This window comes from Sorangium sp. So ce426, from assembly GCF_051475585.1.
Taxonomy (GTDB): Bacteria; Myxococcota_A; Polyangia; order Polyangiales; family Polyangiaceae; genus Sorangium; species Sorangium cellulosum_B.
Genome location: NZ_CP150341.1, coordinates 6,845,279 through 6,862,607 on the forward strand (window position 1 = coordinate 6,845,279; position 17,329 = coordinate 6,862,607).

General features: G+C 71.5%; 13 protein-coding genes. 8 read left to right on the forward strand and 5 right to left on the reverse strand.

What is annotated here, in order from left to right:
* Positions 1-9 precede the first annotated feature (9 nt).
* Positions 10-2,100, reverse strand: a complete 2,091-nt coding sequence (locus WMF44_RS25375; protein WP_437292610.1) for a TonB-dependent receptor plug domain-containing protein — start codon at positions 2,098-2,100, stop codon at positions 10-12.
* A gap of 514 nt (positions 2,101-2,614) precedes the next feature.
* On the opposite strand from WMF44_RS25375, the gene WMF44_RS25380 reads away from it, so the two are divergent.
* Positions 2,615-3,091 (forward strand): MarR family winged helix-turn-helix transcriptional regulator, encoded by a 477-nt coding sequence (locus WMF44_RS25380; protein WP_437292611.1) that lies wholly within the window; start codon positions 2,615-2,617, stop codon positions 3,089-3,091.
* A 16-nt stretch (positions 3,092-3,107) separates the two neighbouring features.
* The gene (locus tag WMF44_RS25385) at positions 3,108-3,806 is read left to right on the forward strand and encodes a hypothetical protein (protein WP_437292612.1); all 699 of its coding nucleotides are present in this window, start codon (positions 3,108-3,110) and stop codon (positions 3,804-3,806) included.
* Between the two features lie 21 nt (positions 3,807-3,827).
* Here the strand turns inward: WMF44_RS25385 and WMF44_RS25390 are convergent, their stop codons facing one another.
* Both WMF44_RS25390 and WMF44_RS25395 read right to left on the reverse strand, forming a co-directional pair.
* Positions 3,828-4,421, reverse strand: coding sequence for a TetR/AcrR family transcriptional regulator (locus WMF44_RS25390; RefSeq protein WP_437292613.1), 594 nt, complete (start codon positions 4,419-4,421; stop codon positions 3,828-3,830).
* A gap of 5 nt (positions 4,422-4,426) precedes the next feature.
* The gene (locus WMF44_RS25395; protein WP_437292614.1) at positions 4,427-5,014 is read right to left on the reverse strand and encodes a DUF3995 domain-containing protein; all 588 of its coding nucleotides are present in this window, start codon (positions 5,012-5,014) and stop codon (positions 4,427-4,429) included.
* A gap of 587 nt (positions 5,015-5,601) precedes the next feature.
* Here WMF44_RS25395 and WMF44_RS25400 point away from each other — a divergent pair.
* From WMF44_RS25400 to WMF44_RS25425, 6 genes are all read left to right on the forward strand, one after another.
* Positions 5,602-6,660, forward strand: a complete 1,059-nt coding sequence (locus WMF44_RS25400) for a hypothetical protein (RefSeq protein ID WP_437292615.1) — start codon at positions 5,602-5,604, stop codon at positions 6,658-6,660.
* Positions 6,661-6,780: 120 nt separating this feature from the next.
* Positions 6,781-7,770 carry a hypothetical protein gene (locus WMF44_RS25405; protein ID WP_437292616.1) on the forward strand — a complete coding sequence of 330 codons (990 nt, stop codon included), beginning with the start codon at positions 6,781-6,783 and terminating at the stop codon, positions 7,768-7,770.
* A 332-nt stretch (positions 7,771-8,102) separates the two neighbouring features.
* Positions 8,103-8,705 carry a hypothetical protein gene (locus WMF44_RS25410; RefSeq protein ID WP_437292617.1) on the forward strand — a complete coding sequence of 201 codons (603 nt, stop codon included), beginning with the start codon at positions 8,103-8,105 and terminating at the stop codon, positions 8,703-8,705.
* Positions 8,706-8,898: 193 nt separating this feature from the next.
* On the forward strand, positions 8,899-10,257 hold the full coding sequence (locus WMF44_RS25415) for an AAA family ATPase (RefSeq protein WP_437292618.1): 1,359 nt from the start codon (positions 8,899-8,901) through the stop codon (positions 10,255-10,257).
* Positions 10,254-11,525, forward strand: coding sequence for a vWA domain-containing protein (locus WMF44_RS25420; RefSeq protein ID WP_437292619.1), 1,272 nt, complete (start codon positions 10,254-10,256; stop codon positions 11,523-11,525). Before WMF44_RS25415 ends, WMF44_RS25420 begins: the two co-directional genes overlap by 4 nt.
* A 7-nt stretch (positions 11,526-11,532) precedes the next feature.
* A complete protein-coding gene (locus WMF44_RS25425; protein WP_437292620.1) occupies positions 11,533-12,501 on the forward strand; it encodes a DUF6602 domain-containing protein in 969 nt (322 codons plus the stop codon).
* Between the two features lie 43 nt (positions 12,502-12,544).
* Here the strand turns inward: WMF44_RS25425 and WMF44_RS25430 are convergent, their stop codons facing one another.
* Positions 12,545-15,325 (reverse strand): YncE family protein, encoded by a 2,781-nt coding sequence (locus tag WMF44_RS25430; RefSeq protein WP_437292621.1) that lies wholly within the window; start codon positions 15,323-15,325, stop codon positions 12,545-12,547.
* Positions 15,326-15,747: 422 nt separating this feature from the next.
* Positions 15,748-17,289 (reverse strand): NCS1 family nucleobase:cation symporter-1, encoded by a 1,542-nt coding sequence (locus WMF44_RS25435; RefSeq protein ID WP_437292622.1) that lies wholly within the window; start codon positions 17,287-17,289, stop codon positions 15,748-15,750.
* Positions 17,290-17,329 lie beyond the last annotated feature (40 nt).

Here is a 17,329-nt window from a genome sequence, read left to right on the forward strand (position 1 = left end):
GGCTTCCCCTCAGAAACCGCCCTCGATCGCGAGCCCCGGCATCGTGATGGGCCCGATCTTCCGCGGCGTGCACCCGCTGTCATCGCAGCTCACGTCGAACACCTCCTTCGCCAGCGTCGCGTTCTGCACGTCGAAGACGAGCCCGAGGTAGCTCCGCGCGCCCAGCGCCCAGCGCTTCGACAGGCGCATGTCGAGCCGGTAGAACGGCGCGACGCGATCCGGGTGCTCGCTCGGGGGGCGGCCCGGGGCGGCCTCGTCGGCGGGAAAGCCGGTGTAGAAGACGTGGCGGATCCCGGCGCGCCAGCCCCCGCCGAGGTCGTAGAGCAGCGCGAGGTGCGCCACGTGCGTCCGGTCGTAGGCGGAGGGGATCGTCGACCCGCCCCGCGTGCGCGTGGAGCGCGACAGCGTGTACGACGCCAGGAAGAACATGTCGCGGCGGAGCGCCCCGCGCGCCCCGAGCTCCAGACCGTACGTGTCGCCGAGGCTCCGCGTGAGGAAGCGCTCCGTGCTGAGGGTCGTGCCTCGGCCCGTCCCGATCGGATCACTCAGGCCGAAGGTCGCCTGTCGAAACACCGTGGCGCTGAGGTTGACGGGGCCCGCGTCGACCTCGACGCCGAAGCTCGACTGCAGGCTGCGCTGCAGCCCCCCCGGGATGCCGCCGATCTGGAGCGCCGGCAGCGGGGCGAGGCCGGGCAGCTGCGAGGCGAGGCCGAACGCCGGGATGAGCCGCACGTGGTCGCCGATTCCGAAGCGGCCGACGATCCTCGGGTCGACGGCGAGCGCGCTCTTGCCGAGCGAGGTGTAGTGGTCCACGCGCACGCCGGGCGTGATCGTCGAGCGCTCGTCGAGCACGAGCAGCGCGTCGGCCCACGCGCCCAGCGCGAGGTCGAGCCGGCTGCGGAAGAGCTCGGGGAAGCTCTCGTCGAGCTGGGCCGTCCCCTCGGCGGGCGTGTCCTCCTCGGTGGACGTGCCGTCTCCGGGCTCGCCGTCCGAAGAGCTGGGGCGCGGCGTCACCACATAGCGGTCGACCGCGGCGTCGACGCCCACCCGCACGAGCGCGCGCCCGCCGAGGATGGGCCGGGCCAGGCTCATCCGCGCGTTGAGCTTCCACGCCTCGGCGCTCTCCACGCCGACCCCGCGCGACCGGTCGAGCCCGAGGGTGAGCGCCGATCGGACGCGCGCGCCCGACGCGGCGTCGTCTCGGTCGTAGCGCATGTCCAGGCGGTGGAAGTCGCTGTCGAGGAGGACGTCGGTCGCCTCGGCGCCGCCCTCCTCGCCGATGCTGGCGAGGTAGTCGTACGCGCCGAAGGCGAACACGGTGATGCGCTCCTCCGGCCCGAGCCGGTGCGTCATCCGGCCCTGGTAGTCGGCGTAGCCCACGTCGACGCTCGGGACGAGCGCCGACGTGAGCGCCGCGCCGGCGGCGTAGCGCCCTCCCACGAGGACGTGGGTGTCGCTGTCCATCGGCCCCTCCACGACGCCGCCGAGGTCGACGAACCGGAGGCTCCCCTCCCCGCGCCAGACGTCGGACGGCGGCGCGCTCTCGGCCTCGATCGCCGCGCCCGCGAGCCGCCCGATGTCCGCGGGATAGGGGCCGAGGTGCATCTCGACGCGCTGGACCATCGCGGCCGGGATGACGCTGGGGCCGGCGCCCACGTGAAAGAGGAGCGGGACCTGGATGCCGTTGAAGAAGTAGCCGATGTTCCCCGGCGGCGCGCCGCGGATGTAGTAGTACGGCATGCCGCTCGCGATGGAGGTCACGCCGGGCTGGATCTCGATGGCGCGGTAGGGGTCGCCGAGCGCGCCGGGCAGCTCGCGGACGTCGCGCCGCGTGAGCGAGACCGAACCCGGCGGAGCCCGGTTGCCCTCGACGGTGACCTCGATCCCGGCGGGCGCGGCGGCCTGTCCTTCGGTGACCACGGGAGCCGGCGGCTCGGCCGGGGCCGCGCCGGGCGCCTGCGCCGCCTCGGTTCCTGCCGGCTCACCGGCTCCCGCCGGCTCACCGGCCGGGCGGCCTGCAGGTTGAGGGCGCGCCTCGCCCGCATGCAAGGTGGCGGCGGCCGCGAGCGCGAGGGAGAAGAGTGCGCCTGGGGATCTCACGCGGATGTCGTAAATGCGCCGCCGGGCAGCCGGGAGAACCTCCCCCGTGGCGCCCCGGAATTAGCAAATCCAGCGGCTCGACGGAAGCCAGGGAGTCCATGCACGCCCGGCCCCCCACGCGCCCTGGACGCGTCTCCGCGCTCGCGAGGCGCCCGTCGGCCCCATCGACGGGCGGCGCGTCCCCTCGCGTCCCCTCACCCGATCCGGGGAGACAAAAAACAGAGCGCCCATTCGACGGCGGGGGGGAAGCCGTCACGGGCGCTCTGGCCTCCATGCTTAGCAGGACACGGGCCAAGGCTCTCCCCTTCTCTGTTCCTGGGGTTACCCTTAAGGACACCCCCGACATCTTTCGATTCTGAAATCTATGCTTTCAAACATGGCATGGGATCCGCGCCTTGAAACATCCCGCCGGGCCTCCCTGCCGCGCCGAGCTCCCTGAGATGCAAGCCAGGCCGAGGACGTCGGCACAGCACTCAATTTGACAGGTAGCTGTCAATATGACAGGTTACTTCCAATGACGAGGCTCACCGCGGAGGCGACCGCGCTCAGCGAGCTGGTGCTCGAGGTGTTCCGCTTGAATGGTCTGGCGCTCGAGGCCGGGGACGCCCTGGCCAGGCCGGCGGGGCTCACGAGCGCGCGCTGGCAGGTGCTCGGCGTCGTCGACCACGGCCCTGCGCCGGTCTCGAACGTCGCTCGGACGATGGGGCTGACCCGCCAGGGCGTGCAGCAGATAGCCGACGCCCTCGAGCGCGAAGGGTTCGTCGAGTATGTCGAGAACCCTCACCACCGCACGGCCAAGCTCATCGCGATGACGGCGGCAGGGCGCGAGGCCCTGCGGCAGGTGGAGGCGCGCCACGCCGCGTGGGCAGATCGGATCGGCAAGCGGCTCGACCTGTCGAGCCTGCACGCGACCCTCGATGCGCTGCGACAGGCCCGACGCGTGCTCGAAGAGGACGCGGCGTCGCCTGCGCGACCCGCTCGAAAGGCGTGATCCCATGAGCGGAGCGATGACGATTCCCGTGCTCCCGTGCGTGTCGCTGCCCGAGACCCTGGCGTTCTACGGCGCCCTGGGCTTCGAGGTCACCCACCAGCAGACAGCGCCGAACGTGTATGCGGCGACGCGCCGCGGGGAGGTCCACCTGCACTTCATGGGCCTCAAGGGGCTGGATCCCAGACAGGCGTACAGCACGTGCCTTGTGATCGTCCCCGAGGTCGAGCAGCTCCACGAGACGTTCGCGGAGGGGCTGCGGCGGGCGTACGGCAAGCTGCCGATCTCCGGCCTGCCCAGGATCTCGCGCATGAAGAAGGGGCAGAGCCGCTTCACGGTGGTCGACGTCGCGGGCAACTCGGTGATCTTCATCCGGCGGGACGCGCCGGACGACGACGAGGGGGCCGCCGGATCGCGCTCGGACTCGAGGCTGGGCAAGGCCCTGCGCGCGGCGGCGCGGCTGCGCGACTTCAAGAACGACGACGCCGCGGCCGCCAAGGTCCTCGACGTGGCGCTCGCCCGGAAGGGGCCGGACGACCCGCTCGAGCGCGCCCGCGCCCTCGCCGCCCGGCTGGAGCTCGCTGTCGCCCTGGGTGAACAGGCGCGCGCCCGCGCCCTGCGCGACGAGATCGACGAGGCGCCGCTCTCCGACGAGGAGCGCGCCCTGCTCCGGCCTCAGCTCGACGCGGTGGACGCGCTCGATCGGTCGCAGCGATAGGCGCGCCCGCGCCGCCAGGCCTCACGTCGCTCGCCGCCTCCGCGCCGCGCCCGGCGGACGCGCGACACGCTCGTCCTTGGCCAGGAGCTCGAGCGCGCGATCGAGCGCGAGCCCCAGCGAGCGCGCGCCCTCGGCCGAGAGGTCGGAGAAGAGCATCTGCGCGCCGACGAAAGCCGCGTACTCCAGCCGCGCGAGCAGCAAGGCGGCGCCGCGCGCGCGCCCCTCGGAGGCGTACAGGGACGCCAGGTACTCGACGCGGCGCGCGTCGACGCGCCGGAGCACGGCCGCGGCGCGCTCGTCTCGGAGCGCCCACGCCCGCACGGCGAGCTCGAGCCGGCCGTCGAGCGAGCGCACGACCGCGGAGAGCCGCTGCCGCTTCTGCTCGGCGCTCCCGCCCGCCTCGGCGTGGTGGATCGGCGCCGACGTCTGCCGCTCCTCCCAGCGAGCGAGGAGCGCCGCGAGGAACGCCGCGACGTCCTCGAAGTGGTGATAGAACGAGCCCTTCGTTCGCCCGAGCCTCGCGCAGAGCCCGTCGATCGTCAGCGCGCCCTCGCCGCCGTCGCGGAGCGCGTCGAGCCCCTTGTCGAGCCAGTCGTTCCTCGAGGTGCGCGCCATGCGGGTCAGTCGAGCGTGGCGCCCGCGACGGCGGCCGCGAGGGTGAGCGAGAGCGGCGAGTACACGAGGCGGTTCAGCCGGTGATACGGCAGCGCGCGCGTGCCGGGCCGCAGGCGAGCGTCGAGGTAGCCGCCGACGCCCCGCGCCCCGAGCACCAGCGCGACGGCCCACGCGCCGAGCCGGAGCAGCGCCTGCGAACCGCCGCCGCCGTACCGCTGGGCCAGCACCAGCGCGGCGGACGACGCGAGGAGACACGCCACGACGAGACACGCGCCCAGGGAAGGAAAGGGACTCCCCTTCGGCAAGCCGACCACCATCTCCACCTTCTCGTGCCGCGCATCCCCGGGCCACGCGCCTCCCAGGCCCCAGTAGACGTGGATCGCCGCGAGCCCCCCGAGGGCGCCGCCCGACGCCAGGGCAAGCACGTCGCGCCGTGGGACCCCGACGCCCAGCGCCCCGGCCGCGCACAGGATCGCGAGCAGGCCGAGCAGCGTCCACGGAGACACCCGGCGCGGCGCCCCGAGCCGGGATACGCCGGCGACAAGCACGATGAGCGCGGCGACGACCGCCGCGCTCGATAGAAGTGAATCCATCAGGGCCTCACCTTCAAACAATACCATACGGTATGGTTTGGACCTGGACAAGCGTCTGCTCCTCCTGAACGCACGGCACAGGGACCGTCGCTGTGGCGCTCCGCCACGGACGCTCCGGAGCCACGCGAGGCCCTAGGCTGCTCAGGTTGCCCTCGCCCGCCGCCGCGCGCACTGCCCGCACCTCCCTGCGCGCGCCGCCCGCCACGCCCGGCGCGGCCCGATTCCCGCCGGCAGCGCGGCAGCGCCACCGTGCTTTCCACCCTCCGCGGTGAGATTCTCACGAAAAGCGCGCGATCAACAAATGCTGAGATCTTCTCGGGGCCTATCGTAAAATACATTCGATATACACTCGAGTCATCGCGCCTTCACGACAGATTCGGCTTCCTTGTCCTCGCCTGCCCAAGTATGAAATAGGCGTGCGAGCTCTCCTTGGCTCCGAAGTGACAAGGGCGCCGCGCGCCCCCGGTCGGGTCGCCTCGCCGGCGTGAAGGAGCGGGAAGAGAGAGGCTTGGGGCAGCGCCGAGCGATCGTCGCGGTGCCCCCTGCCGAAGAGCCGAAACGCGACACGCGAGAGAAGGACCATCACGATGAGGAGAAGGAAGGACCCGTTCGGCATCGCGCTCGCGCTCGCCGGCGCCGGCAGCTTCGCGGGCTGCTGGGAAGGCGGCGCTGTCCAGATCTATTCGTGCAACGAGCCGTGCTTCAGCCTGGATGCTCACGAGTGCAATGATCCGTGCCCCGTGTGCGACGGCGCGTGCGTGCCGCCGCCGCCGTCGCTCGGGTTCGACGATCCCATCCTGCTCTGGAGGGGCGACGCGACAGGCGGGACGTCCCCACCGGAGTGCCCGGTGGAGGCGCCGGATCTCCTGTTCGACGGTTACAGCGGGTTCGGCGGCGAGCACACGTGTCCGACGTGCCTTTGCACGAAGCCCTCCTGCGAGCTGCCTTCAGGCCTTCTGGGGAGCGCCTCGGCCACGTGCGACGGGAGCGCGTCCACGTCGTTCGCCGCCCCCGAGGGGTGGAGCGGCGCGTGCACGGCGCCGGCCGCGGCGACCTCGGGCGAGCTCGGCGCGCTCCTCATCCCGGCGCCGACCGTGAGCGCGTGCGCCCCGGCGCACGATCCCGGAGGAGCGCCGCCCGAGCTGGCCGCCCCCGCGAGCACCCGGGTGCGCGCGTGCACCGGCGCGGCCGACAAGAACAAGTGCAGAGATCCCTCGACGATGTGTGTCGCGGCCCCCAGGCAGCGGTCCGGGGGCTTCACGATGTGCATCCGCTATCTCCTCCAGCACACGCCGGAGTGCCCTGAGCCGTATCCCGATCTGCTGGCGGTCGCCGCGGGCTTCGACGACACGCGCAGCTGCACGCCTTGCGCGTGCGAGCAGCTCGAGGACGCCACGTGCGCCGCGCTCGTGTCGGTCTACGAGGACGGCGGCTGTCGCGAGCTCCTCGGCGCAGAGACGGTGACGATGGCCGGGCCGAAGTGCGTCGCGGGGCCGGATCTGCGGCTCGAGAGCATGGAGGCGCGATGGATCAGGGACGACCCAGGCCGGTGCGCCCCGACCGGAGGAGTCGCCACGGGCCAGGTGACGCCGGAGAGCCTGGCCTACTATTGCTGCCAGTCAGACGAGGTCATCCCTATCTACTGATGACCCCGCCCGCCAAGGGCTGTTCGACCCGGACGCCCTATTGAGCGAGGGTGCGACTTCGTGTACCCGTGCGCGTGCTTCGCGGCTATAAGAGCGAATCACGCGAAAGGGAGAGCGGATATGCGAATCGCACGATGGTGCTTCTGGATCGCGCTCGCCGCGGCCGGTTGCAGCGCGTCCAACCGCGGCACGTCCGCGACGGAGGCCGACCCGTCCGCGGGCGCCGGAGAGAGCGGTGAAGGGAGCGGCGCGGGCGGCCGGGACGACCCGTTTGGCTCCGGCACCGATATCGGCGGGAACAGCGGAGACGTCGGGAATGGGGGCAATGGGAGTGGGGCCCCTGACAACGGGTGCATCGAGCGAGCATCCCTCGTGTATGTGCTCTCACAGGACAACGAGCTCTACAGCTTCAGGCCCGATCGCAAGGAGTTCACGAAGATTGGTGTCCTGGGGTGCCGGACCGGCATGGATCCGAACTCGATGGCGATCGATCGCAACGCGGTGGCGTGGGTCAACTACGTGGAGCCGGACGACAGCGAGGGGACGTTGTTCAAGGTCAGCACCGAGGACGCGAGCTGCGAGCCCTCCGGGGCCACGCTCGCCGGCGGGTGGGCCCGGCTCGGCATGGGCTTCTCGAGCGACCTCTCGCGCCCGGACACCGAGGAGCTGTTCGTGGCGGGCGCCACGGGCACGCCGGGCATCGGGCTGGGGAGGATCGACGGCCCGTCCGTGACGCCGGTCGGCGAGTTCAGCGGCTCGATGCGCGACATCTCGGCGGAGCTCACCGGCACCGGGGATGGACGCCTCTTCGGCTTCTTCACGACCACCCCGGTGCAGCTCGCCGAGATCGACAAGGAGACCGGCGAGATCATCGAGGCCACGGACCTGCCGGGCATCGAGACCCCCAGCGCCTGGGCGTTCTCGTTCTGGGGTGGCGACTTCTATTTCTACACCGCCCCGAGCGAGCTCGGGTCCCCGTCGCGCACCACCAACGTGAGCCGCTATCGCCCGTCCGACGGCTCGATCGACACGGACTACATGACGAACATCGGCTTCCGCATCGTCGGCGCCGGCGTCTCGACCTGTGCCCCCCTAGATCTCCCCCGCTAGAGCGACGGTCGCCCGCTTCGGATACGGGCCCATCTCGACGTTTTCGGTGCTCAGCGTACGAGAGTACGCTTCCGCGCCGAAAACGCCGATCTGGGCCCGTCTCCTGTGCGGGCGACCGCCGCTCTGATCGGCATGGTGCATGAGGTGGGCGGAATGGGAGGAGCCTTGGGACGGAGGACGGACTCGTCAGGGGGGTCCTTGATGGCATCAGGGACGGAGCCGGGAAGCGCGCTCCCGGCGGGACAGGCGTCTACCGGTCCGGCGTCGCCGGCATCACGTTGCACGTGGCCGATCGGGCACACCCGATCGGGCGGCGAGGTGTTGCGATGCGGATGAACCTTTTTTCCGGGCGCGGTCACTGGCTACTCGCGCTCGCGCTGTCGCTCGCCGCGGCGTGCGGGACGGCGCCGGGCGCGGAATCCCCGGCGCGCGAGGACATCTTCCGCGCCGCGGGGCCGAACGAGTTCATCCTGCTGACCGCCCGGGGCGAGCTCGTCAGCGCCGACATCGAGCCGGGACGCGTCGTCGGGCCGGACGTGAACCTCGGCGTGTACGCCGCCGACAGAGGGCGAGACGGGCAGACAGTCCGGGGCGTGGCGTTCAACCGGACCGTGAACGTCACGGCGACGGACCAGCGCGCGGCCGGCATCGTCGGCGCCATGCCGCTGGAGCTCTCGGTGACCCGGGCAGAGGCAGGGCTCCGCGCGCAGGGCCTCCTGGCCGGCGCCCTCTCCGACTACCGGCTGGACGAGCGGCAGCTCACGGGCACGATCGGGCGCTGCAGCTACGAGCTCACGCGGACGGGGCGCACCTACGAGGGGTCGCGTCGCTGCGAAGGCCAGCCTCATCACGCGACCGTGCTCCTGCCCCGCGGGCTGTCCTCGTGGAGCGACGCCACGCTGGCGGCCGCCCTCGGGCTGCTCCTTGGCGCCTGAGCGCCCAGTCGCCCCGCGCCCGCACCGTCGCGTGGGCGGTGGTGAATGACAGGTCGCGCAGCGGCTGCTAGAGCTCGGGGCGACCCGGCAAGAAAGACGAAGCGCGCCGGAAGCCCGTCGGGTACGGAAGGGCTGGGCCCCGGGCCTCGGCGGTCCTTTCTTCGCGCCCTCGCGCGGCACCCCCTCTTCCTCCGTGACGAAGCCCAGATCCGATGGCAACGCGCCGGGCCGGCCGGCCCCGGCGACTTCACCGAACCTCCTCGAGGGACGCTCCGCGCCCATCCCGGTCGGGCCGCGCCTCGAGGCTGTGCTCGAGCTCGCCTACCGCGCGCGCCGCGCGGTGCTGCTCGAGGGACCCACGGGGATCGGCAAGAGCGAGCTCGTCCGGCAGCTCGCCGAGCGGCTCGGCATCGCCACCGTCGTGCTCGATCTGAGCCTGCTCGAGCCGCCCGACCTCGTGGGCCTGCCGGTCATCCGGGACGGCCGGACCAGCTACGCGGCGCCGTCGGTGCTGCCCCAGGACGGCGCCGGCATCCTGATGCTCGAGGAGCTCAACCGGGCGGAGCGGTACATCCAGCAGCCGGCGCTCCAGCTGCTCAGCGCCCGGCGGCTGCACGAGTACGAGCTGCCCGCGGGCTGGGTGTGCTTCGCCGCCGTCAACCCCGAGTCGGCCGATTACCAGGTGACCCCCCTCGATCGCGCGCTCCGCGCGCGGTTCCTCCACCTGAACGTCCGCGCGGACCGGGCGTCGTGGCTCGCCTGGGCGCAGGTGAACGGGCTCCACCCGGGCGTGATCGCCCTCGCGCAGGGGCACGAGCGCATCCTGGACGACGTGCCCCCGCGCACCTGGACCTATGCGTCGCACGTGCTGAGCGCGCTCCGCCCCGAGGAGCTCGCGGACGGCGTGCTCCTGCGCGACACCCTGGGCGGGTACCTGCCCCCGAGCTGGGTCGAGCTCCTGCTCGCGTCGAAGGACACCTGGTCGACGCGGCTGCCGTTCGATCTGCGCGCGCTGCTCGCCGATTACGGGCCGAGCTCGCTGGCCGGCAAGGTGCTGCGCGGGGCGCGCGAGCGCGGGGAGACCGACCGGTTCGACGAGGTGACGACGCGGCTCGCGCCGCTGCTCGAGGGGCCGGAGGTCGGCGTGCTCGCGGCGCAGCGCAAGCTGTCGCTGGGGGCGTTCGAGGCGCTGCTCGCCGACCTGCCGGGCGACCACCGCGAGCGGCTCCAGGACGCGCTCGGCGGCAACGCGACGGCCACGCAGCTCATCGACGTCCGCCCCGAGGAGCTGCTCCAGAACTACGCCGGCAGCGCCGCCGAGCAGAAGGTGCTGGCGTGGCGCGCCGATCCGCTGCGGCAGCACCGCGTGGGGCTCGTCGTGACCGCGCTGTCGGCGCACCTCGCGCAGCAGGCGAAGCTCGTCGACGTGCGGCGGAGCAACGTCGCGCGCGTGTGCCTGGGCCAGCTGCTCGCGCAGCTGCCGGAGCGCTGGGCCCTCCGGCTCGCGGGGACGCTGAAGAAGCACGGCGTCACGCCGGTCCGGCCGCAATGAGCGAGACAGCGGGGCGCGGCGAGGTGCGCGAGGTGCGCGAGGTGCGCGAGGTGCGTGAGGTGCCAGAGGACGCGCTCGCCGCGTGGCTCGACGCCTTCGTGCGCGATCCCGGCTTCCTGGAGAAGTACCCCTGCTACGCGGCGATCCTCGCGCGGCTCGCGCCGGTCGCGGACCCCTCGGTCAAGCGCATGGCCGTCTCGCTGTTCGACGGCCGCTTCTTCCTCCACGTCAACGTGGAGTCGTTCATGAACGAGCCCGTGTTCCTGCGGGGCGTGCTCCTCCACGAGGTGCACCACGTCGCGCTCGGGCACCTGTGCCACCCCAAGTTCGCGGGCGCGGACGAGCCGGAGCTCATGGACCTCGCCCTGGAGATGTCGGCCAACGAGTACATCGAGGAGCCGCTGCCCGATCCGATCCGCTGGCAGCCCTACGCCCCGATCGGCCTGCGCGGCGGCCAGAGCACGCTCGAGCGCTACGAGCTGCTCGTGAGCGCGGCGCGCGAGGGCAAGCTCCCGCAGCGCGGCGGCGAGGCCGTCGACGATCACCGCGTGCTCCGGCGCCCCTCGCGGGAGCCGGGCGCTGTGGAGCAGACGCGGCAGCTCCTGCTGCGCGCCGCCGAGGAGGCGGACGCGCTCGCGGACGACGGCGATCCGGCGGACGTGCCCGGCCTCTTGCTCGCGGGCAAGACGCCGGGGCGGCTCATCGAGGAGCTGACGGACGCGCTGGGCCCGCCCGCGCACCCGCTCGACTGGAAGACCGCGCTCAGGATGTTCGTGGCGAGGGAGCGCGCGCCGGTGCACACCTACGCGCGCCCGAACCGGCGCTTCCCGGGCCGCGTCGGCGAGGTCCCGGGCAGGACGTACGCGCCCCGCGCGATCACGAAGCCGTCGGTGCTCGTCGCGATCGACACGTCGATGAGCATGCGGCGCGAGGAGCTCTCGGAGATCGCCCGGCAGCTGCAGGTGATGAGCGAGTCGGCGCGCATCACCGTGGTCGAGTGCGACGTGGAGATCGGCCGCGTGTACGCGTTCGACGGGCGGCTCGACGAGGTCGGCGGCCGCGGCGGGACCGATCTGCGGCCGGTGTTCGCCCCGGAGTTCCTGGCGGCGCGGAAGGTCTCCGGCGTGATCTATTTCACGGACGGCGCGGGGCCCACGCCCCCGGCGCCGCCGCCGCTGCCGGTGCTCTGGATCCTGACGAAGCCGCTCGATTTCACGTGCCCGTGGGGAGACAGGGCGTGGCTCGCGAGGAAGCCTCGGCGGTGGTGACGTGACGATGGCAGGCAAGCGCGCGAAGACGACCACGCGGCCAGGGATCGCCGCGTCGAAGCGCGGCGGCGGGGCCCCGCCGCGCGGCGGGTTCTACGACGGCTGGTCCGAGGAGATCGTCGAGCACCTGGAAGACGAGTTCCGGAAGCTCCGCGCCCTCGCGACCCTCGAGCTCGGTCCCGAGCTGGAGATCGCGATGTGCCATGCGCTCCGGAAGTTCCTCCCCGAGCGCGCCGGCGTCTGCCGCGGCTGGGTGGTGGATGTCACGGGGGACAAGCAGGGCGAGGACATCATCATCTACGACGCCGCCCGCTTCCCGACGCTGCGCGGGCTGGGCGGCGACCTCGCGATCCGGGAGCGCGTGCCAGCCGAGGCCGTCCTGGCGTACATCGAGGTCAAGCACACGCTGTATGCGCAGGCGAAGGTGCCCGCGAAGAGCCAGGGGCAGTCCGTCGTGAAGGCGTGTCGCCAGGTGGCGGCGGTGAAGCGGCTGACGCGCGCCCCCGTGCCGCTGGAGATGATCGCGCCGAGGATCTGGCTGGAGGACGGGGCCATCCAGCGGGACAGGGGCTTTCCGGCGATCCGCAACCCCTGGTACGCGGCCATCTGGGCGCTGAACCTCCGCGTCGACAAGGCCCTGGAGGGAAACCCGGCGGAGGCGGTGAAGCGGCGCGTGGCCGCCGCCCGGCGGGCCGGCACCCGCGTCGAGCACCTGCCCGACGTGATCGCCGCGGGCCCGGTCCTGATGACGCCCGCGATCGCCGCCGCGGGGGCCCTGGAGCCGCGGCCGTTCACCACGCCCGACACGGAGCTCATCTTCATGAACGGGATGAAGGCCCTGGGAGCCGCCATGGAGCACCTCACCTGGGCCATCGACGACATCCTCCTCGGGGAGATCCCCTGGAGGCGCATGCTCGCCCATCAGCTCCAGCGAGCGGAGGATGAGGCAGGGAGCGTCCGACTCACCATCACCTGATCTGGCCGGCCCTCCGGCGCCGGTGACGCGAGCGCCGGCGGGCTCAGGGCACGCTCGCCGGATCGGCCGGGTCGGTCCCCGCGTCCGCCTCGTCGCCGTCGAGCGCCCCATCGCTGTCGCGGTCGAGCGCCATCCGCACCCCCGATCCCGGCGGCGCGCACGTGAAGGTCAGCGCCTTGTTCGGCCCCGCGATCGCGCGCAGCGCCGCCGCGCTGATCGCCGCGCTCGCCGCCCTGTCCCGCAGGAATGTGCCGGCGCCCTGTTGATAGAGGAAGCCCTCCTCATTCCCGTGCCTGCGGACCTTCGCGACCAGATCGCACTCCCCCGCGCCGGCGCGCGCGATCAGGAGATCCACCCGCAGCTCGGCGGCCGTGTCGCCCGCGCCGGCGAGCGTCGCTTGCTGGCCCACGATGGGCGCCAGGTTGCTGTCGAAGGCGTGCAGGAAGTCGGTCACCTGCCCGCGCAGCACGTCGCCCGCCGCGCCCGGCGGGAAGCCGGCGATCCCAGGCGCCTCGTTGAAGCCGTTCTGATCGTGGAAGCGGAAGATCGTATCCATCGTCCCGTCGTGGCCAAAGCCGAACCCGCGGATCTGATCGCCCTGGAACTCGAAGTTCCGGTTGTTGAAGCGCGGGTTCTGCACCATGCCGAACATACCCACCTTCTGATAGACGTTGCGGAGCTGGGCGACCTTGAAGCTCTGGAAGATGAAGTCGAACGTGTAACGCCCGTCGGTCCCGAAGAAGCCGGGGAACGCGACCCCGTGCTCGGCGTTGGCCGCTGGATCGAGCACGTGGCACGAGGCGCACGCGCCTCCCTCGCTGGCCGGCAGGGTGAAGAAGGCCTTGCCCGCCGCCTGATCGGCCGTGAGCGAGTTGTCCAGCTGACGGATGGGGTTGGGCGGATACATCATCTGCATGGTGAAGTCGGTGAACGCCTGCATGTCCGCCGCGGGGATGGGCGCGTTCCGCCCGAGCAGGCCGACGAAGGCGACGCTGAATTTCTTGAACGCGGCGTCCTCGTCGAAGGTGCCGCTGTCCGGCTGCGCGCTCGGCGCGTCGTTCCCGCCGGTGCGGTCTCCGCGCCAGTGCATCGGCCCGTGGTTGGCGAGCCCGCGCAGGCTCTGCGTCGTCATCGGCCCCTTGAGCGCGGCGAACTCGCGGGGCGCGCCGAAGATGGCCGGATCGAGCACGAACGGGCCTGGCATCGGCGTGTTCACCGCGTCGGGGTCGCCGAGGTCCCACGCCAGGCTGTCGAGATCGCCGAAGACATGGCAGCTCGCGCACGCCGAGTCGCCGTGGCTCGACGTGAACGACGCGTCGTAGAGGAAGCGGCGGCCGCGGACCACGCTCTCCGGCTCGGGGCTGTACATGGGCACGTGCGCGATCTCGGCCCTGGCGCCGACGTCGATGATCGAGATGGAGTTGTCGAAGCGCGTGAGGGCGTAGAGCTGCCCGCGCGCCTCGTCCAGCACCACGCCGGTCGGCCCGCCGCCGGAGACCGGGATCTGGCGCGCGAGCCTCGGCACGAAGGTGTCCGCCTCCAGCGCCGCGGTGTTGAAGACGCCGATCTTGTCCGAGCCGAGCGCGGCGACGTAGAGCTTCTTCCCGTTGCTGGAGACGGCCATGCCCGTGGGCAGCGCGAGGCTCTTGCGGTTCTCGGCGTTCGGGACCGGCGCGCAGCACGTGCTGTAGTCGATGTGTTTGTTCAGGTGCCGCGGGGCGACGCCGCCCGTCGCGGGATCGATCACCGTGATGTTGTTGTGGTTGAACCGGCCGCGCACGGTGTGGCCGGCGAAGACGCCGGGGCCCTCGAAGCGGTTCTCGTTGAACGCCTCCGTGTTGGCCACGTAGACGCGCCCGCTCACCGGGTTGACGGCCATGTTGTAGAGGACCGTGCCGACCCCCCGGAACACGCCCCCGGGCCCCTCGACGGGCGCGGGCGGGCTGGCCAGGGCGTCGATGACGAAGACGTCCTTGTCGGGCAACGAGAGGTTCACCTTGTCGTCCCAGGATCGATTCAGCTCGTCCACCCAGTGCGTGCCGTTGAATTTGACGATGAGGGGCGCCGAGGGCTGCGCGACCCCGGCGGCGTTGGTCGTCGGCGGGGGCAGGCCGAGGCCCAGGTTCACCACGTTGGTCTCGATCACCGTGGTGCGGTTTCCTGAGTGGAAGGCCGCCGCATAGACGCGTGAGCCGTCGGGCGTGGCGGCGAGCGCGCGCGGCGTGTCGCTGAAGAGGGTGATGATGTTGAGCGGCGCGGGGCTCGGGCTCGCCGCCGAGAAGACCCAGACGTCGGCGCGGCCGACGCCCGGCGTGGTGAGCGCCGGATCCACAGGGCTGTTCTGGCCGCGGTGCGCCGTCGTGATGAAGGCGCGGCTCTTGCCGGCGCCGGCAAAGACGATATCGCGAGGCTCGTCGCCCACGAGGAGGGTGCGCGCGACGCGGGGCCTCCTCGGCCTCGAGACGTCGACCACGCTCACACTGTCGGAGAGGTGGTTGACGACCCAGACCTCGTCGTCGGTGCGGGCCGCGACGGCGACCGGCTCCAGGCCCACGGAGACGGAGCCGCGGTGCTCGAGCGTGCCGCTCCTGACCTTGAAGATCTCGAGCCGGTTGTCAGGCGTGTTGACGGCGAAGAGCATCGACCCGTCGGGCGAGAGGGCGAGAGGGCGGACCTGGCCGCTCTCGAAGAGGGAGTAAGGCCGGGCGGCGGCGACCGTGATCGGGGCGCCCGCGACGGCCGGGGTTTCGTCGACAGGCGTGCCGTGTTCAGCGCATGCGGCCAGGGCGAGAGCCGGGAGCGACCACAGGACGATCTTGTTCATGGGCACCTCGAAGGCGGGAGAAGAGCGACATTTCATGATCCATCGAAAGGCACCCACGGAGCAAGAGACAGACGGATGGAATCAACCCACGTTGTTTGGCAAGACACTTTTAAAGCGCGGAGCGCCTCGGCGGCAGGAGCGCTCCACAACACACCACAGGTCTCCCACGGTGGGGCCCCGACCCACAACAACGTTGTTGCCATTGGCGAGCCTCGTCGTTGATCACGAGATGAATGCCCGCGTACAAAAAAAATGAGCGACCCATCGGGGCGGCGCGCCGGCGAGGCGCCGGCGGCGCTCCCGAGGCAGAGGGCGCCGCGGGGGCGCGCGCCGCGGGGGAGGTGCGGCGTTCGCGGCCGGCGGCGCTGATGCCGAGTTGGACGGGCGGTGGGGTCGCGCGCCTCGGCGCGAGGCGATGAGGGTCAGGCCGCGGCGAGCTTGGCCGGGCGGCGAATCAGCGAGAGGGCGACGTAGACGACGAACGAGATGGCGAAGCCCGTGAACCAGGCGTAGCTGTAGAGATCCATCCATGCCTTGGAGACCGTCGCGACCTGGATGGTGCCGAGGAAGCCAGGCAAGTTGGGCACGACGCCGGCGACGAGGGCGACGATCGCGATGGGGTTCCACCCGCCCGCGTACCAGTAGATCCCTTCCCGCTTGTAGAGCTGGGTGACATCGAGGTTGGTCCTGCGGACGACGTAGTACTCCGCGATCAGGATCGCGCCGAGGGGGCCGAGCAGCGCGGAGTAGCCGACGAGCCAGGTGAAATTGTACCCCGTCGGGTCGCTGACGAGCCGCCACGGCTGCATCAGGATCCCGATGATCCCGGTGATGAGGCCGCCGGTGCGGAAGGAGATCCGCGACGGCCAGAGGTTCGAGAAATCGTTGGCCGGGCTCACGACGTTCGCGGCGATGTTGGTCGCCAGGTTGGCGATGCAGAGGGCCGCGAGCGAGATGATCAGGACGACCGGGTTCTCGAAGCGGGTGATGACGACGACCGGATCCCAGAGCGTCTCGCCGTAGATGACGACCGTGGCGGAGGTGACGGCGACGCCGATGAACGAGAAGAACGCCATCGTGGGCGGCAGGCCGATCGCCTGCCCGATGACCTGATCGCGCTGCGAATGCGCGTAGCGCGTGAAGTCCGGGATGTTGAGGGCCAGGGTCGCCCAGAAGCCGACCATCGCCGTGAGCGCCGGGAAGAAGAAGACCCAGAACTGGCCCTCCTTGGGCTGCCCCACCCCGAAGGACGAGGGCTTCTCGAGCATCGGGCCGAACCCGCCGGCGCGGCTGTAGGCCCAGAGGAGCAGCGCCAGGCCGAGGCCGATCAGGAGAGGCGCCTTGATGTTCAGCAGGATCCGGATCGACTCGATGCCCATGCGGATGATCCAGATGTTGATGCCCCAGAAGAGCAGGAAGCAGGCGAGCTGCGCGACGTTGATGCCCAGCGGCGTCGGCGGCATCTGCTCTATCGACGGGGCGAAGACCGCCGCGATCTTGTAGATGGCCCACCCGCCGAGCCACGTCCCGATCCCGAACCAGCCGCAGGCCACGAGGGCGCGCAGCACCGCGGGCACGTTCGCCCCCCGGATGCCGAAGGCGCTCCGGCAGTAGACGGGGAACGGGATGCCGTACTTCGTGCCCGCGTGCGCGTTGAGGATCATGGGCATGAGCACGATGACGTTGCCGAGGAGGATCGTGAGGACGGCCTGCCCCCAGCTCATCCCCTCGGCGATCAGGCCCGAGGCGAGCATGTACGTCGGGGTGCAGGCGCACATGGAGACCCACAGCGCGGCGATGTCCTTCATCCCCCATTTGCGCTGGTCCAGGCGCACGGGCGCGATATCCTCGTTGATGTAGCGCGAGTCGATGTCCCCTCCTGTCTGCTGAAAGCCCTCGCTGGCCTTCGCGCCGTGAGCAGCCGAATGCACGTCGGGTTGAGCAGTCGTTTGCGTGTGCGCCATCGTCGATGAGGCTACACGATCGCACGTGAGACGGGATAGT